This is a genomic window from Serratia sp. PL7 (assembly GCF_945957435.1).
Map to the genome: position 1 here is coordinate 1 of NZ_CAMFLB010000025.1, position 21,983 is coordinate 21,983.

Annotated in this window: 22 protein-coding genes; 18 read left to right on the forward strand and 4 right to left on the reverse strand. The window is 51.5% G+C overall.

Going from position 1 to position 21,983, the window contains the following annotated elements:
- Window positions 1–5 precede the first annotated feature (5 nt).
- Complete coding sequence (gene cadR / locus N6G83_RS44370; RefSeq protein ID WP_050136657.1) at window positions 6–446, reverse strand: Cd(II)/Pb(II)-responsive transcriptional regulator; 441 nt, start codon at window positions 444–446, stop codon at window positions 6–8.
- A gap of 85 nt (window positions 447–531) precedes the next feature.
- Between cadR and N6G83_RS44375 the strand changes: the two genes are divergently transcribed.
- The 18 genes from N6G83_RS44375 to N6G83_RS44460 all read left to right on the forward strand — a co-directional run bounded on the left by N6G83_RS44375 (window position 532) and on the right by N6G83_RS44460 (window position 19,041).
- Window positions 532–2,937: a heavy metal translocating P-type ATPase gene (locus tag N6G83_RS44375; RefSeq protein WP_011638891.1), complete on the forward strand. Its 2,406-nt coding sequence runs from the start codon at window positions 532–534 to the stop codon at window positions 2,935–2,937.
- Window positions 2,934–4,013 carry a signal peptidase II gene (gene lspA / locus N6G83_RS44380; protein ID WP_050136658.1) on the forward strand — a complete coding sequence of 360 codons (1,080 nt, stop codon included), beginning with the start codon at window positions 2,934–2,936 and terminating at the stop codon, window positions 4,011–4,013. Before N6G83_RS44375 ends, lspA begins: the two co-directional genes overlap by 4 nt.
- Window positions 4,014–4,142: 129 nt before the next feature.
- A complete protein-coding gene (locus N6G83_RS44385) occupies window positions 4,143–4,700 on the forward strand; it encodes a recombinase family protein (RefSeq protein ID WP_004213590.1) in 558 nt (185 codons plus the stop codon).
- A 2-nt stretch (window positions 4,701–4,702) separates the two neighbouring features.
- Entirely contained in the window at window positions 4,703–7,672 is a 2,970-nt protein-coding gene (locus N6G83_RS44390) for a Tn3 family transposase (protein WP_050110602.1), read from the forward strand.
- Between the two features lie 35 nt (window positions 7,673–7,707).
- Entirely contained in the window at window positions 7,708–7,899 is a 192-nt protein-coding gene (locus N6G83_RS44395) for a plasmid segregation protein ParM domain-containing protein (protein WP_050136659.1), read from the forward strand.
- 2 nt (window positions 7,900–7,901) lie between these two features.
- Complete coding sequence (locus N6G83_RS44400) at window positions 7,902–8,276, forward strand: plasmid partitioning/stability family protein (protein WP_050136660.1); 375 nt, start codon at window positions 7,902–7,904, stop codon at window positions 8,274–8,276.
- A 1,235-nt stretch (window positions 8,277–9,511) separates the two neighbouring features.
- A complete protein-coding gene (locus tag N6G83_RS44405; RefSeq protein WP_050147528.1) occupies window positions 9,512–10,417 on the forward strand; it encodes an integrase domain-containing protein in 906 nt (301 codons plus the stop codon).
- A gap of 374 nt (window positions 10,418–10,791) precedes the next feature.
- Window positions 10,792–11,079, forward strand: a complete 288-nt coding sequence (locus N6G83_RS44410) for a hypothetical protein (RefSeq protein WP_050136662.1) — start codon at window positions 10,792–10,794, stop codon at window positions 11,077–11,079.
- Between the two features lie 116 nt (window positions 11,080–11,195).
- A complete protein-coding gene (locus N6G83_RS44415; RefSeq protein ID WP_050136663.1) occupies window positions 11,196–11,480 on the forward strand; it encodes a hypothetical protein in 285 nt (94 codons plus the stop codon).
- Between the two features lie 86 nt (window positions 11,481–11,566).
- Window positions 11,567–12,016 carry an antirestriction protein gene (locus N6G83_RS44420; RefSeq protein ID WP_050152502.1) on the forward strand — a complete coding sequence of 150 codons (450 nt, stop codon included), beginning with the start codon at window positions 11,567–11,569 and terminating at the stop codon, window positions 12,014–12,016.
- Window positions 12,016–12,258 (forward strand): hypothetical protein, encoded by a 243-nt coding sequence (locus N6G83_RS44425; protein WP_050136343.1) that lies wholly within the window; start codon window positions 12,016–12,018, stop codon window positions 12,256–12,258. The genes N6G83_RS44420 and N6G83_RS44425 overlap by 1 nt, the downstream gene beginning before the upstream one ends.
- A gap of 84 nt (window positions 12,259–12,342) precedes the next feature.
- Window positions 12,343–12,684, forward strand: a complete 342-nt coding sequence (locus N6G83_RS44430) for a hypothetical protein (RefSeq protein WP_050136345.1) — start codon at window positions 12,343–12,345, stop codon at window positions 12,682–12,684.
- Complete coding sequence (locus tag N6G83_RS44435; protein WP_050311407.1) at window positions 12,684–13,178, forward strand: hypothetical protein; 495 nt, start codon at window positions 12,684–12,686, stop codon at window positions 13,176–13,178. The genes N6G83_RS44430 and N6G83_RS44435 overlap by 1 nt, the downstream gene beginning before the upstream one ends.
- A gap of 82 nt (window positions 13,179–13,260) precedes the next feature.
- A complete protein-coding gene (locus N6G83_RS44440) occupies window positions 13,261–14,259 on the forward strand; it encodes an ArdC family protein (RefSeq protein WP_050136348.1) in 999 nt (332 codons plus the stop codon).
- A 22-nt stretch (window positions 14,260–14,281) separates the two neighbouring features.
- Window positions 14,282–14,602, forward strand: coding sequence for a TA system toxin CbtA family protein (locus N6G83_RS44445; protein WP_072077761.1), 321 nt, complete (start codon window positions 14,282–14,284; stop codon window positions 14,600–14,602).
- A 334-nt stretch (window positions 14,603–14,936) separates the two neighbouring features.
- Entirely contained in the window at window positions 14,937–15,296 is a 360-nt protein-coding gene (locus N6G83_RS44450; protein ID WP_050136350.1) for a DUF305 domain-containing protein, read from the forward strand.
- A gap of 421 nt (window positions 15,297–15,717) precedes the next feature.
- Window positions 15,718–17,313, forward strand: coding sequence for a multicopper oxidase CueO (cueO, locus tag N6G83_RS44455; RefSeq protein WP_050136352.1), 1,596 nt, complete (start codon window positions 15,718–15,720; stop codon window positions 17,311–17,313).
- 432 nt (window positions 17,314–17,745) lie between these two features.
- Window positions 17,746–19,041 carry a type II restriction endonuclease gene (locus tag N6G83_RS44460; protein ID WP_211135964.1) on the forward strand — a complete coding sequence of 432 codons (1,296 nt, stop codon included), beginning with the start codon at window positions 17,746–17,748 and terminating at the stop codon, window positions 19,039–19,041.
- Between the two features lie 146 nt (window positions 19,042–19,187).
- Here the strand turns inward: N6G83_RS44460 and N6G83_RS44465 are convergent, their stop codons facing one another.
- The 3 genes from N6G83_RS44465 to N6G83_RS44475 form a co-directional block, all read right to left on the reverse strand.
- Window positions 19,188–19,622, reverse strand: coding sequence for a hypothetical protein (locus N6G83_RS44465; RefSeq protein ID WP_050136354.1), 435 nt, complete (start codon window positions 19,620–19,622; stop codon window positions 19,188–19,190).
- Between the two features lie 238 nt (window positions 19,623–19,860).
- Window positions 19,861–21,279, reverse strand: coding sequence for a heavy metal sensor histidine kinase (locus N6G83_RS44470; protein WP_050136357.1), 1,419 nt, complete (start codon window positions 21,277–21,279; stop codon window positions 19,861–19,863).
- The gene (locus tag N6G83_RS44475) at window positions 21,276–21,956 is read right to left on the reverse strand and encodes a heavy metal response regulator transcription factor (RefSeq protein WP_050136360.1); all 681 of its coding nucleotides are present in this window, start codon (window positions 21,954–21,956) and stop codon (window positions 21,276–21,278) included. The genes N6G83_RS44470 and N6G83_RS44475 overlap by 4 nt, the downstream gene beginning before the upstream one ends.
- Window positions 21,957–21,983 lie beyond the last annotated feature (27 nt).

Here is a 21,983-nt window from a genome sequence, read left to right on the forward strand (position 1 = left end):
CTTACTTACCCAGATGTTTGACTGTTCGTGGCACTTTCACCATGGCAATTGCAATTGCCCAACCCTTGCAAAATGCCGCACGCCTCTACAGATCGAGAGCCAGAACACTTCTCGCGCAAATCAACCAAGTGCCGTTTTAACTGCAACAGCGCGGACACACGCATTTCCACCTGTTGAATATGGGCCTCCAGCAGCGTGTTGACCTCCCCACAGTCCTGCATCGGGTTGTCTCGCAGACCCAGCAATGCGCGAATCTCGCTCAACGTCATGTCGAGCGAACGGCAATGACGGATGAATTGCAAGCGCTCAATGTGCACCTCACCGTACAGCCGGAAGTTGCCACCGCTTCGCGCTGGCTTCGGCAGTAGCCCTTCCTTCTCGTAGTAGCGGATGGTCACGACCTCGCACCCAGAGCGCTTGGCGAGGTCGCCAATTCTGATTTCCATGCATCAATCTCCAATTATCACTTGACTCTATAGTGACTATAGAGATTTTAATGGAGGCTGAATAGAAGATTTTCAGGAGTTACTCATGAGCGAATGCGCTTCAAAGGGGTGTGGCTGCACGACTGAGCCGATCATCCAACCCACGGCACCGGCCCCGCTGGCAACCGGATCGGCTCAAGCGGTGTACCGCATCGAGAACATGGATTGCCCGACCGAAGAGGCGCTGATCCGAAGCAAACTGGCCGGTCTGGCGGGGGTGGCGGGTCTTGAATTCAACCTGATGCAACGTACCTTGGCCGTGCGACACGAATTGCCTTCGTTGTCTCCCGTCGAGCAGGCGCTGAAGGCCATCGGCATGCAAGCTGTGCGCATGGATCAGGCGTCGGCCGAGCAGACGACCAAGCTGTCCATTGCCAAGATGGATTGCCCGACCGAAGAGACGTTGATCCGCAACAAGCTCGGCACCGTGGCCGGTGTTGCTGATCTCGATTTCAACCTGATGCAGCGCACGCTGTCGGTACGCCATGCGAACCAGGTTCTGCCAGACGTGCTCGTGGCACTGCAAGCGCTTGGATTCGAGGCGCAGGTCGTGGACACGGCAGAGGTCGCATCTCCATCCGCCGCCCCTGTGACCACGCCGACCAACTGGTGGCCGCTGGGCATCTCCTTGGTCACTGCATCGGCGGCCGAGGCGGTCTACTGGCTCCACAACGGCAATCACTGGTCGGTTGTCGTTCTGGCGCTTGTCGCGGTCTTCACGGGTGGCCTCTCCACCTACAAGAAGGGGTGGATTGCGCTCAAGAACCGTAATCTCAACATGAACGCCCTCATGTCGATTGCGGTCACGGGTGCCATGTTGATCGGCCACTGGCCCGAAGCGGCAATGGTGATGGTACTGTTCGCGCTGGCCGAGGTAATCGAAGCCAAATCGCTGGATCGCGCTCGTAACGCTATCCGTGGCCTGCTCGACCTGACCCCGGAACAGGCCACGGTACAGCAGGCTGACGGCACATGGCGCGAGGTGGGCGCCAAGCAAATCACCATCGGCGCCCGCGTCCGGGTCAAACCAGGTGAGCGCATCGCCCTTGATGGTGAGGTGCTGGAAGGCCGCTCTGCCGTCAACCAAGCCCCGATCACGGGTGAAAGCCTCCCGGTCGAAAAATCCCCCGGTGATTCGGTGTTCGCTGGCACGATCAACGAATCCGGCTCGTTCGAGTACCGCGTCACCGCCTTGGCCAACAACTCCACTTTGGCCCGGATCATTCACGCGGTAGAGGCTGCGCAAGGTAGTCGTGCGCCGACTCAGCGTTTTGTCGATCAGTTCGCCCGCTGGTACACCCCCGTTGTATTCGGCGTTGCCATCGCCGTCGCGTTGTTGCCGCCGCTGTTCATGGGTGCGGCATGGCTCGACTGGATCTACCGTGCATTGGTTCTGCTGGTGGTCGCCTGCCCGTGCGCACTGGTGATCTCTACACCGGTCAGCATCGTCAGCGGCCTGGCCGCCGCCGCCCGCCACGGCATTCTCATCAAAGGTGGCGTCTATCTGGAAGAAGGCCGCAAGCTGCGCTGGCTGGCTCTGGACAAGACCGGCACGATCACGCACGGCAAGCCCGCACAGACCGACTTTGTCACATGGGGCAATGCACTCGCCTCGGACAGCCGCAGCATCGCTGCCAGTCTGGCGGCCCGCTCGGACCATCCTGTATCCAAGGCGGTGGCACAGGCCGCGCAGACGGACGGGGTTGCCTTGCTCGACGTGGCCGAATTCAACGCGCTGCCCGGTCGGGGTGTGCAGGGCCAAATCAACGGTGAAACCTACCATCTTGGCAACCAGCGGATGCTAGAAGAGCTGGGGCAGCGTACTCCCGAGCTGGAACAGCGCATCGCGGCGCTGGAAACCATGGGTAAAACTGTCGTGATGTTGGTCAGCGCAAAAGGGGTTCATGCCTTATTTGCCGTAGCGGACACCATCAAGGAAAGCAGCAGGAGCGCCATTGCCGAGCTTCATGCACTGGGCATCAACACCATGATGCTGACCGGCGACAACCCCCACACGGCACAGGCCATTGCCGCACAAGCCGGGATCGACCGTGCGCAAGGCAATCTGCTCCCAGACGACAAACTGCGCGAAGTTGAGCTACTGGCCATAAAGGGCAAGGTCGGCATGGTCGGTGATGGCATCAACGATGCCCCGGCCTTGGCGCGTGCGGACATCGGCTTTGCCATGGGAGCGGCTGGCACAGATACCGCCATCGAGACCGCTGACGTGGCCCTGATGGACGACAACCTGGGCAAGATTCCGACCTTCGTGCGCCTGTCGCGTGCGACGGCGCAGGTGCTGATGCAAAACATTGTGCTGGCCCTTGGCATCAAGGCAGTATTTCTGGTGCTGACCTTCACGGGTCAAGCGACCATGTGGATGGCGGTGTTTGCTGATATGGGGGCCAGCTTGCTCGTCGTTGGCAATGGCTTGAGGCTGTTGCGCAAATGAGCTGGAAATTCTTTCTCTACGACTGGGGTGGTCTGAACATCGCGTTGTTCCAAGCCATCAACATGAGCACACCTGCAGCGCTGGAACCGCTGGCATCGTTCTTCAACCTTGTGATAGGCAACTACTGGACTGCACCACTGATGCTCTTGGCGATGTGGGGATGGTCAAAGTCGGCACCTGACCCAACGCGGGCCGATGCCATCCGGTACAGACTCAGAGTCTTTAGCGTGGCCTTTGCGTTGGCATTTCTCGTCGCCACCATCTTGAAGCCATGGATCGACTTTCCACGCCCGCCTGCCGTTTTTGGCGACATGGTGCGCGTTATCGGGGGCATCGAACGACACTACAGCCTGCCCAGCGGGCATGCCACCTATGCCGCGCTGGTGGTCGGCGCGCTCTGGCCTTTGATAGGCCGTCGTGGCCGCATCGGCTTGGTGTTGTACGCCGCATTGGTCGGTTGGTCACGCATCGCAGCCGGAATGCACTTTCCTGCCGATGTGCTGGCGGGGTGGGTACTTGGATTGAGTTGCACGGCGCTCGCCGGGTGGCTGATGCCGCTGGCCGCCCCTGTGTGGCAATCGGCTCGCCGCACATCGACTTGGGTCTGGTTCGCAGTGGCCGCCAGTGCTGTCATGACAGATCAGCTCGCAAAGTTCGCCATCACCCGCACGTTTGCCTACGGTGAACAGGTCGAAGTCACGCCCTTCTTCAACTTCGTCCATGTCCTGAATCCCGGCGCGGCATTCAGCTTTCTGGCGAACGCTGGCGGCTGGCAACGTTACTTTTTCATCACGCTGGGCCTGGTCGTTTCTGCTTGGCTGGGACGCATGCTGTGCCAGCAATTGCCCCGTCTCGAAGCGATGGGATACAGCCTGATCCTCGGCGGTGCGCTGGGCAATGTCGCGGATCGTGTGCTGCGTGGACAGGTTGTTGATTTCCTTGACTTCCATTGGCGACTTGCGCACTGGCCCGCCTTCAACCTCGCTGATGTGGCGATAACTATCGGAGCGCTCTGCCTGTTCTTGACGGTTGTACCGAAAAGCAGTAAAGGCACAGAGGCCGAGGTGTCCGGTTAAGCTATACCCTAACCTGATGTCAGATGCTTGGCGCAAAGCACGTCAGAATAGAGTTGTAGTTTGTATTTATTGACACAAGCCGCCAAGGGTAATAGATTTCATCCTGACACTTTTACCTTTGGAGGCACCTTGCAAGGTCAACGCATTGGCTATATCCGCGTCAGCAGCTTCGACCAGAACCCTGATCGGCAACTGGAGCAAATCGAAGTCGGTAAGGTATTCACCGATAAGGCTTCCGGCAAGGACACGCAACGTCCCGAACTTGAAAGGCTGCTGGCCTTTGTGCGCGAGGGCGACACCGTGGTGGTGCACAGCATGGACAGGTTGGCACGCAATCTCGATGACCTGCGCCGCATCGTTCAGGGGCTGACACAACGGGGCGTGCGGATGGAGTTTGTCAAAGAAGGGCTGGCGTTCACCGGCGATGACTCACCGATGGCCAATTTGATGCTGTCGGTCATGGGGGCTTTTGCGGAGTTCGAGCGCGCACTGATCCGCGAACGCCAGCGCGAGGGAATCGTGCTGGCCAAGCAGCGCGGTGCCTACCGGGGACGAAAGAAATCGCTGAACAGCGAACAAATTGCCAAGTTGAAACAGCGAGTCGCGGCAGGCGATCAAAAAACCTTGGTGGCCCGTGACTTCGGCATCAGTCGCGAAACCTTGTACCAGTACCTGCGGGAAGACTGATCATGCCGCGCCGCTCAATCCTGTCCGCCACCGAGCGCGAAAGCCTGCTGGCACTACCAGATGCCAAAGACGAACTGATACGGCACTACACGTTCAACGAAACCGACCTATCGGTGATCCGCCAGCGTCGCGGCGCTGCGAATCGATTGGGCTTCGCCGTGCAGCTTTGCTACTTGCGATTCCCTGGCATCTTCTTGGGCATCGATGAGCCTCCGTTTCCGCCCCTGTTGCGCATGGTGGCCGCACAACTCAAGGTGCCGGTGGAAAGTTGGAACGATTACGGCCAGCGCGAGCAGACGCGGCGGGAGCACTTGGTCGAGCTGCAAACGGTGTTCGGGTTCAAGCCCTTCACCATGAGTCACTACCGGCAAGCCGTGCATACATTGACCGAGCTGGCCTTGCAGACCGATAAAGGCATTGTGCTGGCCAGCGCCCTTGTCGAAAACCTGCGGCGCCAGAGCATCATCCTGCCCGCCATGAATGCCATCGAGCGCGCGAGCGCCGAGGCCATCACCCGTGCCAACCGGCGCATTTACGCGGCGTTGACCGATTCTTTGTTATCGCTCCACCGTCAGCGCCTGGACGAACTTCTCAAGCGCAAGGACGGCAGCAAATTGACGTGGCTGGCATGGCTGCGCCAGTCGCCCGTCAAGCCGAACTCTCGGCATATGCTTGAACACATCGAGCGCCTCAAGGCTTGGCAGGCGCTTGACCTTCCCGCAGGCATCGAGCGACAAGTTCACCAGAACCGCCTGCTCAAGATCGCCCGTGAGGGTGGGCAGATGACGCCTGCCGATCTGGCAAAGTTCGAGATGCAACGACGCTATGCCACTCTGGTTTCGCTGGCCATTGAAGGCATGGCCACCGTCACCGACGAAATCATCGACCTGCACGACCGCATCATTGGCAAACTATTCAACGCCGCCAAGAACAAGCATCAGCAGCAGTTTCAGGCTTCCGGCAAGGCGATCAATGACAAGGTGCGGATGTATGGCCGCATCGGCCAAGCCTTGCTGGAAGCCAAACAGAGCGGCGGCGATCCGTTCGCCGCCATCGAGGCCGTAATGCCGTGGGATACCTTCGCCGCCAGCGTCACGGAGGCGCAAAAGCTCGCGCAGCCGGAGAGCTTCGACTTTCTGCATCGCATCGGTGAAAGCTACGCCACGTTGCGCCGCTACGCGCCGCAGTTCCTGGACGTACTTAAGTTACGGGCGGCACCAGCCGCCAAGGGCGTACTCGATGCCATCGAGGTGCTTCGCGGCATGAACAGCGACAACGCCCGCAAGGTGCCCGCCGACGCGCCGACCGCATTCATCAAGCCACGCTGGGCGAAACTGGTGCTCACGGACGATGGCATTGACCGGCGCTACTACGAGCTGTGCGCCCTGTCAGAGCTAAAGAACGCGCTGCGATCAGGCGATGTCTGGGTGCAGGGTTCGCGCCAGTTCAAGGACTTTGATGAGTACCTGGTGCCGGCCGAGAAGTTCGCTACTCTGAAGCTGGCCAACGAATTGTCGCTGGCAGTGGCCACCGATTGCGATCAGTATTTGCACGACCGACTGGCATTGCTGGAACAGCAGCTTGCCACCGTCAACCGCATGGCGGCGGCCAATGATCTGCCGGATGCCATCATTACCGAGTCCGGCCTGAAGATCACGCCGCTGGACGCGGCGGTGCCGGAGACCGCACAAGCCCTAATCGACCAGTCGGCGATGCTGCTGCCACACGTCAAGATTACCGAACTGCTGATGGAAGTTGATGAGTGGACAGGCTTCACCCGGCATTTCACGCATCTGAAGACCGGCGACACGGCCAAGGACAAAACCTTGCTGCTGACGACGATCCTGGCTGATGGCATCAATCTCGGGCTAACCAAGATGGCCGAGTCCTGCCCAGGCACGACTTACGCCAAGCTGTCGTGGCTGCAAGCCTGGCACATCCGGGATGAAACGTACTCAACGGCGCTGGCCGAACTGGTCAACGCGCAGTTCCGGCAATCCTTTGCCGGAAACTGGGGCGATGGCACCACGTCATCGTCGGATGGCCAAAATTTCAGAACCGGCAGCAAAGCGGAGAGCACCGGGCATATCAACCCGAAGTATGGAAGCAGTCCAGGCCGGACGTTTTATACCCATATCTCCGACCAGTACGCGCCCTTCAGCACCAAGGTAGTCAACGTCGGCGTGCGTGATTCAACCTATGTGCTCGATGGCCTGCTGTACCACGAGTCGGACTTGCGGATCGAGGAGCACTACACCGACACAGCGGGCTTTACCGATCATGTCTTCGGCCTGATGCACCTACTGGGCTTCCGATTCGCGCCACGTATCCGAGACCTGGGCGACACCAAGCTATTCATCCCAAAGAGCGATACCGCCTATGACGCGCTCAAGCCGATGATTAGCAGCGACCGGCTGAACATCAAGCAGATACGCGCCCATTGGGATGAAATCTTGCGGCTCGCGACCTCGATCAAGCAGGGTACGGTGACGGCCTCGCTGATGTTGCGCAAGCTCGGCAGCTATCCGCGTCAGAACGGACTGGCCGTTGCACTGCGCGAGCTGGGGCGCATTGAGCGCACGCTGTTCATACTGGATTGGCTGCAAAGCGTGGAGCTGCGTCGCCGCGTTAATGCCGGACTGAATAAGGGCGAAGCGCGCAACGCGTTGGCCAGGGCTGTCTTTTTCTACCGATTGGGTGAAATCCGCGACCGCAGCTTTGAGCAACAACGCTACCGAGCCAGCGGCCTCAATCTGGTGACGGCGGCCATCGTGTTGTGGAACACGGCCTATCTGGAACGGGCAACCAATGCTTTGAACGGGCACGGCAAACCGGTAGACGAGACGCTGTTTCAATACCTGTCACCGCTGGGGTGGGAACACATCAATCTGACCGGCGATTATCTCTGGCGCAGCAGCACCAAGGTCGGCGCAGGCAAGTTCAGACCGTTGCGACCACTGCCACCGGCTTAACGTGCTTTATTTTCCGTTTTCTGAGACGACCCCAAATGGAATCTGCTTCCTTGGCTGATGGTGTGAGAAATGAAATTGAATCCTTCAGCGGCATGCATCGTATATATCTGACAGGAGGAGGTGCGGAAATTATCTATTCCTATATCAAGGAATATTTCCCTCGTCATAAAGTGAGTAAAGTAGAAGAGCCACAATTTGCCTTGGTGAAGGCGATGGTCAGGGCGTAATTATGGATGATAAACGAAAGAAGATTGTTGCGTATTTACATCCATCAATATACCTGCAAGATAAATTTGCGCAACACTATGTTGAAAGTTTACCGACGCAAGTTCGGGGTGATTTTTACCGGCAAGCCATTATTTGCGGAGCTGCATTATCCTCTGTTGATCCTCGTTTGGTTAACTTGATTAGTGGTTTTTTTAATGGGGCGCTAACAGCCGATAATGTGATTAAACTGATAGAGCAGGTGACGTGTTACCAATCAAAATCAACCGGTGTTGATGTTATTCCTCCAGTGTCTTCAGGCATTGAGGGTTATATTAAACCGGTAGCTAAACTGGCGGAGAAAAAAGCGATTGTGAACCTGTCAATGTTGAAAAAATAAAGTGAGTTATGCACATATCCACGGTCAGAAAAGCCAGTGAAGCCGGGGGCCACCCAGCACACCGGCAAACGGGAGCGGTCTGTGAGCGGGGCAAGCGAACAGACTCTGGCGGTGGGTATGTGCAAAACTCCAACGCTTCTGCTGCATATATCCCCCCTTGTTTCTGTTGAAGATCTCTGAACTCTCCTTTATGATCCCCCCGTTCTATCGTTGTCGATGACAACAGCCAATGCTTTCAGCGCAAGGAGTGCGCAGGTGATCTGAGAGAAGCGCCCTAGGGTGATCACACAGCCAAAGTCATACGGAGAGAAGCGTGGTCTGAGACTGACGCTTTCGAGCGACCACAGCCAATGCGACCTTAACCTGAAAGGACGCGCTTTAGAGCGGTAACCCCCCTGAACCTTTGAGAGCGGGGATCGCAGTTCACTGCGATGAAGGTGCACTTATCCACTCACAGACCGTCAGTTTCATCACGACAACTGACACCCCAGCGGGAAACTTCCCGGCGGGTTTAGTTTCTCCATGACCAGGAGAAACATCACGTCTATGCCCTTATCTTTTTGGACCGACGTCCAGCAATCCGGCAACATTTGCGGCGTTCTGCTATGCCAATTGGAACATTTGGCATCTGCAGAAGAGGCATTTGGCGCGGGAGTTGCGCAGCGCGTCACTTGTGTAATTGCGAAGCATATACCAAGTGACGCGCAAAGCGCATAACGGACGAACCCACGTAATACGGGCTTTACCAACGTTTTCTACGCTCTGACCGACACGTAGTACGCTGGCCGAACAAGGGGCTACAGAACGTCCAGCGCAGTAAAAGGCCATTTTTTAAACCATCGCGTCGTAAAAACGGGGTAACCCCATGAAGACGCTTATCTATGAAATAAAGGAGAACAATCGACTCGGTAACGATGGCAACATCAGTGAAAGCTGATGGATGGAGGTGACCTGGCAATAGTCAGGTACCGGCGCAAGCCGCAAGCAGCTCAGCGAGCTGTGGATACCTCACAAGAACTCAACATTTTGCCACCCCGATGCACAGTTATCAGTCGAGCCGCAGGAAGCGCAAATCAAACCGTGTCGTCGGGGCCAGGATGTATCACCGTCGTGCTGAACGTTGTTCAGACGTTTTTGGCGTACATCAAAAATGCAGTTCGGTACGTCCTTCGTCCTTCATCCTTCAGGACGAAGGCGGTAATGTCGTGCGTTTTTCAGGACGAAAGGAGTGGGGGATGTCGAGAGCCAATAAGCAGTTAAGTAAGCAATTGATCACATTGGCGCGAAAATCGGGCGGAAGTTTTAAAACTGTTTCAGATCGCGTCAGAATAGCGTCTCGTTTCGCCGAAAGTATGTTGAAATTAAATATCCAGATCCGCGATATCAGTAACATAAAAACCAATCATGTTGAGCTATACATAAAAAATCGTCAGTCTGAAAATATATCAAAACGGACGATGCAAAATGAAATGGCGGCTATTCGGGCGATGTTTTCTACTGCTGGCAGGACGAAACTCGCCGATCCAAATCATGAACGATTAAGTAATTCAGCTCTCGGCTTATCTGGGGCCAGTCGTGACGGTTCAAAAGTCGCTATTTCAGACGAGCGCTATCACGCAGCGCTCGCCCAGGTCCGTGATAAAGACGAAGGTGTTGCCGCTGCAATGCAATTAGCCCGTTATTTAGGATTGAGAACGGAAGAGACAGTTCAATCCGCCAAGTCATTGAAGACTTGGCGGCAGGCATTAAATAAAGGTGATGAGCGTATACGGATTGTATTCGGAACCAAAGGTGGACGCCCGAGGGATACCACGGTAGTGGATCGCGATACGGTTATTCGCGCAGTCAATGAGGCGATAAAATATGTTGATAAACATAATGGGAAATTAATAGATAAGCCTAATTTGCACTCTGCTATTGATAGATATAGAAATACGCTCAAAGAGGCCGGGTTAACGGGGAGAGAATCTCCGCACAGTCTGCGCTATGCCTATTCTAGAGAAGCGACGGAATATCATATGAATAAAGGATTGAGCCGAAAAGAGGCGGAAGCAATGGTCTCAATGGATTTAGGGCATGGGGACGGGCGCGGGCATTATGTTGCCAGGGTTTATAATAGAGTGGGTGATGATGAATTTTGATCGGCAGTGATAATTGCTGTCGGGTGCCCCTAGGATAGTTGTATTTCTTGCAGGAATGGACTTGTCGAATGCGTTTGAATTGTGTACGATTTTACATGCTAACCCGTTGTCTCTGACAACAGCCAATGTCCTGGTGATTTGAGAAGGACGCCTTCGGGCAATCGCAAGCCAAAGCGACCATAACCTGAGAGGACGCGCTTTAGAGCGGTAACCCCCCTGAACCTTTGAAAGCGGGGATCGCAGTTCACTGCGATGAAGGTGCACTTATCCAACATGCCTTGATTGGCATCCTATCTGATTGACTCACCCTCAAGGGAACACGCTTCCCTTCTGGGGATAGGTGTTCCCTTATTTTTTTGCGTAAGGAAACATCTATGGACTCACACAAAGACAAAGAACTGGCTTTTTTACCGGTATCTATCACGTTATCGGCCTGGGATCGCGCCGTAGACCGCTTCAGCATCGCTGAGTGGGAACGTCGGCAACTTGCGCTGATAAAAGCAGCGCAGGATGCCTGGAGTAATCGGCCAGTTCCTTCCGATACGGAAGTGACATTTTCGTTAACCCTGTTTGTTCGTCTGGGGGAGGAGTCTGTCGAGCTGACAGAGAGCTTCCTGGTGAAATATGACGATTACAAACTGATAATTACTTCAGCGAGCTAATGGCTCTTGTCTCTGCCGGGATGCTTTTCCCCTGGTAGAGATTTTCATTCTCACCTTTACGGGAGCCGATCCCCGTAAAGGGATGACTCCCTGTCATATTTGATACGGAGTGACTTATGACAACCTTTGTTCTTGTCGCGGAATACCGCAATGCAACAGACCGTATGTTTACCCTGGCGAATGCCCATTTCTGCGCCTGCGTTGGGAATGATGAGCGGCGTTCATGGCGGGGTAGTGCGCAACGTCATCTTGCAGAACTGGAAAATCTGAGCTGTAAGCGAGCGAGTGAGCGTGACCGGCGATGTTTTAGCCATGCCAGTCGTTTATTGCGTGAACGTATAGCGATGTTGAACGAACACGGCGAGATGCTGCTACCCAAGTCTGTGGTGAACGTCGCATAACCTTATTGTTACTCAATCCTTTGCGAGACGTGTCCCCCAAAGGGCAGGTTCCGCTCTTTTTTTGGAGAAGGCCTGGAATGATACAGATGACAAAAACACCCGCCGTAACGGCGGAGAACACGGACTGGATGACCGGGTTCTACAACCTGGTATCGGCACTCGTCCAACAGGGTTTTTCCCAGGACAGTGCCACGCTCCATGTGGTCAGCTTTACTCAGATGTCCTACGCCTATGCCCGTAAGTTCAGTCAGGACTATGGCGAGGACTATGGCAGTGATTTCTGGCACTGGTACACCCAATCCGATGGCGGATTCTTTGTCTGTCCGCAGACAGAAAAAACCTATCGCGTTGAGGTTCACTCAAACTATTACCGGGGTGAGATGAGTGCCCAGGCGTTGGGAATGACGGTGTCATTGTATGCCCTGTGCGTCCTGGCGGAATCGGGTCATGATTTTTTGATCGAGAGCTACCATCGACTGCGTGATTTTGCGGTGCGGCATTCTGAATGGGCTGCTATTGGCGGAGCGATTGACTGATGGCCGCTATCTTAACGGTGGCTGAAGCCATTCAAAAACTTCAACGGCGTGCGGATCAGGACGAAATGATCCTGCTGGATCTGTGGTACGCCGAAGATGTTCAGTCTCAAGACGAGACGGCGACCCCTGGCGAAGCCATAGCAGCCCTTGAACAGGCTGTTCATGACTTTGATGCCAACACGGGGATCTGCTGGTTAACGCTGGAGGCTGCATTAGAGGTTGTTCGAACCCAGGGCAGCTAAACCGATGTTTTGATTTTACTCACCCATAGGGGCTGACCTCCCTATCGGGGGTAAGTCCCTTTTCTAATTATAAAGGAACTTACCATGATGACGACAAACCAGGCCAACAGCCCCTTTTCTCTCGATGACTTGTGTGAACTGGCTAACCTTGAAGGTGATTTGCTGGTGATTGCAGCACACGAGAAGTTGGATATCGGCACTCAGCCGGATGAAGACAATTTTACCGATAACATCTGGGCGGTTGCTCATATGGCTCAAACTGTTGCGAGAAAATGTGGGTTGGAGCCACTCCGTTATACCCATCCGCCATGCAAAGTTTTGTTCGAAGACGTCATTGCTCTGGGCAGAACGGTTTGCCCTGGAGCCTGGGACCACTTCTATGAAGCGGGGCTAGAGGAGTCAAGGGCAATTCTGGCGGGATGGTAATGCGTAGATGTTACTTCTTCACCCCTATCAAGACGGTTCCCCATGAGGCCTGGAGTGAGCTGTGCCGTGCAATAACCCGAGTGCATCATCGGGTTCGCAACGAGCCGGGTTTTTGCTGGTTGGGTAAGCCTTTGACTGTCTATGACCACAGTGGAACAAAACCACTGAGGTATGACGACAGTCTGGTCGGTCTGGGCGTTATCGCCTTTAACGGTGATTTTGGCGCAGGCCTGTCAGGTGATCCTCTTTGCCTGGTTCGGTTGTGTTCTTCCGAACGGCGGCAAAGTCAGTGCAATACCTTCCATCACCCTTACGATTTTCTGGTGATGGCGGTACTGCTGCTGGTCAGCCATTACTGCCCGACGTGCTACGCCCTTCATTCGACGGTCGGACGTACCGAGTGGCAACAGGTGACTGACTGGTTAAACACCCACTTACATCTGGCGGTGACGTTACCTCCAGGACTTCACCACACTGACGCTATTATCGGTTAATGCGATTCTAGCACTGACAACCCTTGCGGGGATTTATTCCCGCAAGGGGGTAAGTCCCCGTTTTTTATGGCGAGGACTTACCATGACAACGAAACAGACCAGGAAAAAGGCAGCATCACGTCACCAGGATAAAGTGGACCTGTTCCAGGTCGTGACGGATAAAATTGTCGCGGCGCTGGAGAAGGGCACGTCTCCGTGGCGCAAACCGTGGCGTACTGTTGCCGGCGGCCGTTCTGTCAACATGAGCGGGTTACCGGCCAACGCGATTACTGGACGGGCCTACAGCGGTATCAATGTGTTGTTGCTGTGGATTGATGCAGCAGAGAAGGGGTTTACCTCACATCGCTGGCTGACGTTCAAACAGGCACTGGATGTGGGCGGTAACGTGCGTAAAGGCGAGAAATCCACACTGGTGACCCTGTTTAAGCCGTTCGAAAAAAAAGAGACTGACGATCAAGGCAAGCCTCTTTTTGATGAGAAGGGTAACGCCGTGGTCTCCAGGCGGAATTTCATGACCAGTTTTCACCTGTTCAACGTTGAGCAGTGTGAGAATTTACCCGAGAAATTGCTGACGCCGGTGAGTGTGGCCGGTGATGCTGAGGAAACACCCGAGCAACACGATATTGAGCGTATCCAACGGGCAGAACAGGTGGTTGCCTGCAGTGGCGTACCGGTGGTACACCGGCATCAGGATCAGGCGTTCTACAGCCCTAGAGCCGACCGTATCACAATGCCAGAAGCGGTGCAGTTCCATCGCCCGGCAGATTACTACAGTACACTGTTGCATGAGCTGGTGCATTCAACCGGTCACATCTCCCGCCTGGCGCGAGAAGGCATCACGTCTTCTTCACGCCGGTTCGGGGACCCGGTGTATGCGTTCGAAGAGCTTGTGGCGGAAATCGGTTCGGCATTTTTGTGCGCTGAAGTAGGTATCCAGGGTGATGTTCAGCATGAGAGCTATATTGCCTCATGGCTGAAGGCACTGAAAGAAGACAAAAAGGCCATCTTCCAGGCAAGCCGTTTTGCCCGTGAAGCCTTTGAGTACCTTATTTTACGTGAACAGACCCTGGCTGCAGCCTGAACCTATATCGGAGGAATTAACGATGGATACCCATGAAGTTCGTGAATACCAGACGATAGCGGCGTATTTGCTGGAGAAGCATTTTGGGCTGACGTTGAACGACACCAACCTGCATGACGATGCTGTTGTACAGGGGCTGGTTGAGCTTAACGTGCCGGTGTTTGAAGCGATAAACCAACTGGTCGAAAAGTACCACCTGGACAGGATTGACCAGAACGTCTGGTCTCCCCGAAGTCCCTTACTGACGCCGAGCAACTTCCTGGTTGCCGTATTGGAAATTGTGCCGGGGAAAGTCCAACTCGTCTGTATCGATGAGGCTGGCGACAAACCAACGCAGCACTGATTTTTAACACAGGGTTGCTAAGTCAACCTATCACTCCCCAGGGAAAATATTTCCCTGGGGAGATGTTTTCCTTTTTATTTCAGGAAACATCCCTATGATAACCCTCAATCCGCATGTTACGGAATTTATTGCATTATTTAACCAAACCTCGCTCTACCACTATCGTTATGAGGTCTTCCGGGATTTTGTATAGATGGCTGCTTGCGCAGTCCACAATCAGGTCGCTTTTTCGCGGGAGCTTTGAGGACGAGTATGCACTTACGACATAAACGTTCTGAATTACAAATAACAGCTATACTTTCAAACGAACGAATTCACTTGAAAGGGTAGTAAAATGAATAAAAAAATGTTGTTCCTAACAGTGTTGTTAATGTCACCTGTGGCAGTCTTCGCCGCCAACCAGACCATGCAAATGGGGGGGCATGGATCACTGTCTCCAGCATCTCAAGAGTTGATGGCTGGAATGAAGACTATGCATGATGACATGATGGCGGGAGTAATGTCATCGGATCCAGATGTAGCCTTTGCTAAAGGGATGATAGCTCATCATCAAGGTGCCATTAAGATGTCGGAAACGCAGCTTAAATTCGGCAAAGATCCCGAAATGAGAAAGCTGGCAGAAGAAATCATAAAAGCCCAGCAACCAGAAATTGACCAGATGCAAGAATGGCTAAAAAACCACCAAAAACAATAAAGTGGTTTTAGATCATCGGTGCAAGAGAGGTCGTTGATTAATTATAGAAAAATGAAAGGGTGGGGTTTGGCTGAGGCATCAGAAATCCTCATGGTAATGTCCGAAATCCCTGCTCTAAATCATAATGTTTATCATTTGCATTTGAGAAATACATACCATAACCTGAATGAACGCGAAGTGATGGCTGTAGGTCGGCACAGGTAAGCCCCCATCACATTAAAACGATACTACTAAAAGGTGATGCAGTGGGTAGCTGCATCACTAACAGGTGGTACCAGATGGCACAAAGATATCTTTGTTGATATCACCCCAGCCGTTTATCGGTTTATTCGTCGTAAATGCTAAGTCATTTCATTAAAATCGATGTTTTCTGAAAGATATCAAAAGCCATGTAATTAGCCCTGAAACTCAGGAGTTGAATATGCAACGTCGCGATTTTATTAAGTTAAGTGCAGCATTGGGTGTTGCCACTACGTTACCTTTGTGGAGTTCTCGTGTTTTTGCAGCGAGCTATCCCGCTCTACCAATCCCCCCTTTGTTAGAACCTGATGCTCAAGGCCTGATCGCATTAACCATTCAATCAGGGAAAACCCTTTTCCGAGGGACACCCCCTACTACAACATGGGGTTATAACGGTGCGCTACTGGGGCCAGCTTTACGTTTAAAAAAAGACAATGATGTTACTTTATTAATTAATAACCAATTAACAGAAGCGACGACAGTTCATCTGCATGGTTTGGAGGTTCCTGGAAGTGCTGATGGCGGACCACAAGCGATCATTGAACCCGGCAAGAGCAGGAAAACACAATTCAAGGTTGATCAACAAGCAGCAACCTGTTGGTTCCATCCACATCCTCATCATGTCAGTGGGTACCATGTTGCCATGGGATTAGGCGGACTTATCCTTGTTGAAGACAAGGAAAGTAGTTATTTAACCCTACCCAAAAATTGGGGAGTAGATGATATTCCAGTCATTTTACAAGATAAAAGGCTTAACAGTGAGGGGCAGGTTGATTACAAAATGGATGTGATGACCGCTGCTATTGGCTGGTTTGGCGATCTGATGCTGACAAATGGCGCGGTGTATCCCCAGCATGTTTCTCCTCGCGGATGGTTACGCCTACGCTTTTTGAATGGTTGTAATGCACGCTCTTTAAGATTAGCTACCAGTGATAAACGAGCCATGTATGTGATAGCCAGCGACGGGGGCTATCTTTCAGAGCCGGTAAAAATCACAGAGTTACCTATTTTAATGGGGGAAAGATTCGAAGTATTGGTTGATACGTCGGATGGAAAACCTTTTGATATTGTGGCATTACCCGTGCAACAAATAGGGATGACATTAGCGCCGTTTGATGACGTTTTACCGGTTTTGCATATAGAAACTTCGTTAAAAGTAGGGGAGAAAAATCTTCCAGAAAGTTTGGTGACACTTCCTGCTATACCTTCAACTGAAGGCATGACCCAGCGCTCATTACTGTTATCTATGGATCCTCAAGTTGACATCCAGGGTATGCAAGCGTTGATGGATCGATTTGGTGAGAAAGCCATGGCAGGCATGAGTATGGAAGATCATGGGAAAATGAAAATGGATCCTGCAATGACAATGTATGGCGATATGATGAAAGGTATGGATCATGGTGGTGCGACGACAGGTGGAAAAATTGATTTGTTCAATGCCAACTTTATTAATGGGCTACCATTCAACATGAAGAAACCGATGTTTGATGCAAAAAAAGGTCAGTACGAAAAATGGACGATTTCGGGTGTAGGGGACATGATGCTGCATCCATTCCATATCCATGGTACTCAATTCAGGATCCTCTCAGAGAATGGGAAACCCCCGGCGGCGCATCGCAGTGGCTGGAAAGATACCGTTCATGTTGAGGGAGCCGTCAGTGAGGTGTTAGTACAATTTAATCATCTGGCTCCGCCTGAGAAAGCTTTTATGGCTCATTGCCATCTGTTAGAACATGAAGACACTGGAATGATGATGTCATTCACAGTCAGCGCATAATCTTTTACATGGCGCTGTCCATAGACGTAACGCCATGAGTCTCGTCTTGCTACATTTGGCTGAAACACTCACAGTATCATCCACGTGTAGCACATAACTTTTGGCGTCGTCAAAATATCGGGACAAAATCAGCTAACAGTGACGAGTTTTGGGAACGGCTATCCCTGTACTTCAATTCTAGCCAGAGAAACAACCTTAGCAAAGAGACTCACTCCCCCCGATTCATGATGATGGCCAGATGTGGAAAAAATTTCAAAAATGTTCCGCAATTGATAGCCAATTTGATTGTAGCCGTTATCACCCTGACTAGCTTAAACTATGCCAACCATGCTGGTGGGATATCACGCTCAGTCCTCACGCTGTTAGTTCTACCATCTTAAAAAAGGTAGAAATCATAAATAGTTATCATGCTTTTTTGCAAAAGGTTCTTCAATGGAGATGAATCACCAGAAACATATTCGTCATTTAATTGAACAATGGCGGCATGATCCTCAAGCCACCTATCAGACATGGTTCTTATGGGATAAGCGCTTGAAGAATTTTAGGTCGATCCGGAACGGTATCAGCATTGTTGTGGATGAGATAGAACAGGGAACATTTGGGGTGACATACCGTGGTTCATCTCTCGAGACTATTGTGCATTCGGTTGCTGAACAAAAACAAATATTCAAAGGGGCGGATCATGCGTTTCTTTGGAAACCCAAACTTCGTATTCCTGATATCTATGAAAATCCGCATCATCAGAAAGCCTTTGGTCGTCTGCTTCATGCCTGCTCTTGTTCCGGTCAGGCTGATGAGATTATCCGCCATATACATACCCTTGATAATGTGAAGATAAAGGGGCTTGGTCCTGCAGTTGCAAACCTCCTTTACTTCTTGCACCCTACCCATGTACCACCTTTTAACACAGCGATAGTCAAGGGATTTAATGCTCTTACTGGTGCGAAAGTCAAGCTGGGAAGTTGGGAGCACTTTCTTGCAATGAGAGAGGGGGTTCTTGCACTTAATGCCCGATATCGTGATTTACTTTCTAACGATCTTGGTGCTATTGCTGGGCTTCTTTTTGATGTTGGTTCGGGTCGTTACCCGGCCCCTCCTCTGGAAGATTCGAGTTCCGCTGTTGAAGATTGGAACATATATCTGAAGGAAGCTATTAGTGCAAAAGAACTGAGCAAGGCGATGCGCCAGGAGGGCGAAAACGAACGGACACACAGCGAAATACAGGCATGGTTGCGAGATATCGGTAAAGGGCTTGGGTATGATGTCTGGATTGCGTCTAATGACCGAGGACGTCAGCATGAGGGCATACCTCTTGCAAAGGGGTGCCTTGAGTGCCTGCCTGAATCCATTACAACCGCGAAGGGAGCGGAAGCGACAAAGTTAATTGATGTGCTCTGGTTTGCTCCTGAAGGCGGTAAGGTTATTGCAGCATTTGAAGTGGAGCATTCAACGTCAATTTATTCAGGTATTGTCCGTATGCTGGATCTGGCGCTTAACGGAAATGATTTTTCTGCCTCAACGGCTTTATTTTTGGTTGCTCCCGATGCACGCGAAAAAGATGTACGTAATCAACTACAGCGACCCGCTTTCAGTAGGATCACAGATTTAAACATTTCCTACCTGCCTTATAGTGGGCTTGAAAAAAACAGGGATGCAATCGTTCGGTTTGGTTCTGGTCTGAAAGCTATTAAAGCGATATCTCATTCACTTACGTTTTCGTCACAGTAAATCTGGGAAACGGAGCAACGGGTTAAAAAAAAGCCCCACTGGCAGGGGCAAAGTCAAAAAAAAGCCCCTACAGTCGGGGCAAATGCCATCATAAAGCGGCATTAACAGGGGGACACAACACACATACTAAGAGTTCGAGCTCAGGATCAGTTAGTCTTGACTTGGCTACGATGTCTTTCGGCTTGCTGCTGATGAATCACGGATGATTGCCCATTGTTGGCTTTTTCATGGACAATGGCCGCTTTTTCATGCTCATCCATCTCTGCGAATGATTTTGATTTAGCCGTGTCATTTGGTGCCTTATCGTCCATCATTTTCTTGTGCATTTCTGCCATATCCTGATGTGCAGGTGCACTGCTGTTTTTCATGGTTTCATGCGACATGGCGGCTTTACCATGTTCATCCATATCCGCCATTTTCGCCCCCGTTCCCTGCACAGCAGAGCCCTGTGTGGTTGACATATTTTGGTGTGCCATCGCTTGGGCATTCTTGACCTGGTCATGTGCATTCACGGTTTCTGCGGCCCAGGCTGAGGAAACAAAGGTCAAGGCAACAGCAGCAGCAATAATAATTTTCTTCATGGTTTATACTCTCCAGTATTCAGCAATAGGTGGTTCGCATTCCATTCATCCAATGCTGATTTATGGCGCGCTACCCTCAGTTTCTTTCTCAGTTCAGGCCTGAAGCGAAACATCATATTCCGCTGTTATCCTGATTTGCTGTTGAGTATAAACACTGGGTTCTGTTTAACCCGTGACGGGATGATGACAATTTTGTCACTCATCAAGGGCACATCTCATCCCCTTTTTTCTGGGGTTTTTATTGTTTCTTCAGTCTACTTTGTTGAAATAGACAGACCCTGAACAATATTTCTCCTCCCTGCTGCTCCACAGATAAATCTCCGCCATGCGTATTGATTATGGAACGTGTTATCGACAGCCCAAGACCTGTACCTTCCGTGTTGTGGACCCTTGATGAGTCTGCTCTGTAAAAGCGATCAAACAACCGGTCAATATTCGCAACGGAAATGCCTGTGGCAGTATTAATGAAACTGATGATCGTATGTTCTTCGTCAGCATCAATCTTGACTGTAATATTTGACTTGTCAGGAGAATATTTAATCGCATTCGACAACAGATTGCTGAACGCCCGGCGGAGCATGTCAGGATCTGCTTGAGCTGTTGCTGAGCCACTCAGGGTTATTCTTTTCTCAGTTTCCGTCGCCAGTGGCTCGAACAACTCAATGAGGTCTTTCAGTTCCCTGGTAAGATCAACATCCTTTTTATCCAGTTGCAGAAGACCATGCTCTGACCTGGCCAGAAAAAGCATGTCACTGCTCATGCGGGATAAGCGTTTGAGTTCATCAAGGTTAGCAAAAAGGATCTCGCGATAATGTCCTGCATCCCTCTCTTTAGCGAGCGCAAACTGTGTCTGCATCATCAGATTACTGACAGGTGTACGCAGCTCGTGAGCAATGTCCGATGAAAAATCAGACAATCGCTGGAATGACCCTTCTAGCCTATCCAGCATGTTGTTAAATTCTCGCATTGTTCCGGCTATTTCAGAGGGTGCTGAATTTGGATCCAGACGCTGGTCAAGATTATTAATTGTGATCCCTGACGCCAGACGTGTCATTTCCCTTAGCGGTTTTAGACCCAGCCGTGTAGTGAGCCAGCCAAGGAAAACTGAAATAAATAGCAACCCAAGATTAAACCAGAACAACCAGTTTCCCAGCTTATCCATAAACTGGGAGTGAAAACCGGTATCCGTGGCCACGGTAATGATGAAATACTTATCCTGTCCGGTAGGTTGGGGTAGGCTAACACGCTGAGAAATACTCCGGTATATCGTCCCGTTCTCTCTATTTTGCAGCATTTTATTTAGAATGCGCCCAGAATTATTTAACAGATTTTCCGGGATTGAGGTATTCTTAGAATAGACGTTAACCACTTTTTCATTATCCGAATTCTTTATGGAAATAAACAATCCAGCATGGCCAATCATGGCGTCATTAATTTTACCATAAAGAGAGTTTATATTTTCAGTGGTGCTGGTTGTCTCGGTTTTCAGGAATTCTTCAGTAAGCTGTAATTTACCGAGAATAAATTCTTTATCCTGATTATCAAAGTAACTGTTAAGTGCAGTAATTAACAAGAAACTTGATAGCCACCATACCGAAAGCATGAAAATGGAAAAAACAAGACTAAGTCGTGTTGTTAGGGAGAACTTTTTTTTCACTCTTCTTTTATCTCCAGAACATAACCTGTACCACGTACGGTATGTATTAGTTTAGGTTCAAAATCATCATCAATTTTGCTTCGCAAGCGACGCACTGCGACATCAATAACATTTGTATCACTGTCGAAATTCATGTTCCATACCAGCGACGATATCAGGCTACGAGGCAGCACTTCTCCGGTTCGTTGTAATAATAATTCAAGCAGGATATATTCTTTTGATGTCAGATGAATCCGTTTTCCAGAACGTATGACTGTCCGGCGTACCATATCCACAGTCAAGTCAGCCAGACTGCAGACAGTCGGACCAAGGGCACGAGATCTGCGCAGAAGTGTTCGTACTCGGGCGACCAGTTCGGCAAAATCAAAGGGTTTGATCAGATAATCATCCGCGCCTAGCTCCAGGCCCTTCACTTTATCCTGGACATTATCTTTCGCAGTGAGAAACAAAACAGGCTCTTCATGGCCGGATTTACGCATCTCCTCGATGATTTGCCAGCCATTTAGGCTCGGCAGCATAATGTCCAGAATAATCAGCTCATAGTGACCCTTCAGTATAGCATTCAGACCTTCACGGCCATTGTGAAAAAGCTCCACATGATACCCGACTTCTTCCAGTCCCTGACGAAGGTAACTGCCTGTTTTTATTTCATCTTCTACAATGAGAATGCGCTGCATTATGTACTCGCTCTCCAGGCCGTACGC

Coding starts and splice junctions, on each gene's coding strand:
- N6G83_RS44400 (WP_050136660.1), top strand. CDS start 7,902: ATGGATGATAAACGAAAGAAGATTGTTGCGTATTTACATCCATCAATA.
- N6G83_RS44410 (WP_050136662.1), top strand. CDS start 10,792: ATGGACTCACACAAAGACAAAGAACTGGCTTTTTTACCGGTATCTATC.
- N6G83_RS44425 (WP_050136343.1), top strand. CDS start 12,016: ATGGCCGCTATCTTAACGGTGGCTGAAGCCATTCAAAAACTTCAACGG.
- N6G83_RS44465 (WP_050136354.1), bottom strand. CDS start 19,622: ATGAAGAAAATTATTATTGCTGCTGCTGTTGCCTTGACCTTTGTTTCC.
- cadR (WP_050136657.1), bottom strand. CDS start 446: ATGGAAATCAGAATTGGCGACCTCGCCAAGCGCTCTGGGTGCGAGGTC.
- N6G83_RS44395 (WP_050136659.1), top strand. CDS start 7,708: ATGGAATCTGCTTCCTTGGCTGATGGTGTGAGAAATGAAATTGAATCC.
- N6G83_RS44420 (WP_050152502.1), top strand. CDS start 11,567: ATGACAAAAACACCCGCCGTAACGGCGGAGAACACGGACTGGATGACC.
- N6G83_RS44445 (WP_072077761.1), top strand. CDS start 14,282: ATGGATACCCATGAAGTTCGTGAATACCAGACGATAGCGGCGTATTTG.
- N6G83_RS44375 (WP_011638891.1), top strand. CDS start 532: ATGAGCGAATGCGCTTCAAAGGGGTGTGGCTGCACGACTGAGCCGATC.
- N6G83_RS44450 (WP_050136350.1), top strand. CDS start 14,937: ATGAATAAAAAAATGTTGTTCCTAACAGTGTTGTTAATGTCACCTGTG.
- N6G83_RS44440 (WP_050136348.1), top strand. CDS start 13,261: ATGACAACGAAACAGACCAGGAAAAAGGCAGCATCACGTCACCAGGAT.
- cueO (WP_050136352.1), top strand. CDS start 15,718: ATGCAACGTCGCGATTTTATTAAGTTAAGTGCAGCATTGGGTGTTGCC.
- N6G83_RS44435 (WP_050311407.1), top strand. CDS start 12,684: ATGCGTAGATGTTACTTCTTCACCCCTATCAAGACGGTTCCCCATGAG.
- N6G83_RS44405 (WP_050147528.1), top strand. CDS start 9,512: ATGTCGAGAGCCAATAAGCAGTTAAGTAAGCAATTGATCACATTGGCG.
- lspA (WP_050136658.1), top strand. CDS start 2,934: ATGAGCTGGAAATTCTTTCTCTACGACTGGGGTGGTCTGAACATCGCG.
- N6G83_RS44430 (WP_050136345.1), top strand. CDS start 12,343: ATGATGACGACAAACCAGGCCAACAGCCCCTTTTCTCTCGATGACTTG.
- N6G83_RS44415 (WP_050136663.1), top strand. CDS start 11,196: ATGACAACCTTTGTTCTTGTCGCGGAATACCGCAATGCAACAGACCGT.
- N6G83_RS44475 (WP_050136360.1), bottom strand. CDS start 21,956: ATGCAGCGCATTCTCATTGTAGAAGATGAAATAAAAACAGGCAGTTAC.
- N6G83_RS44460 (WP_211135964.1), top strand. CDS start 17,746: ATGGAGATGAATCACCAGAAACATATTCGTCATTTAATTGAACAATGG.
- N6G83_RS44390 (WP_050110602.1), top strand. CDS start 4,703: ATGCCGCGCCGCTCAATCCTGTCCGCCACCGAGCGCGAAAGCCTGCTG.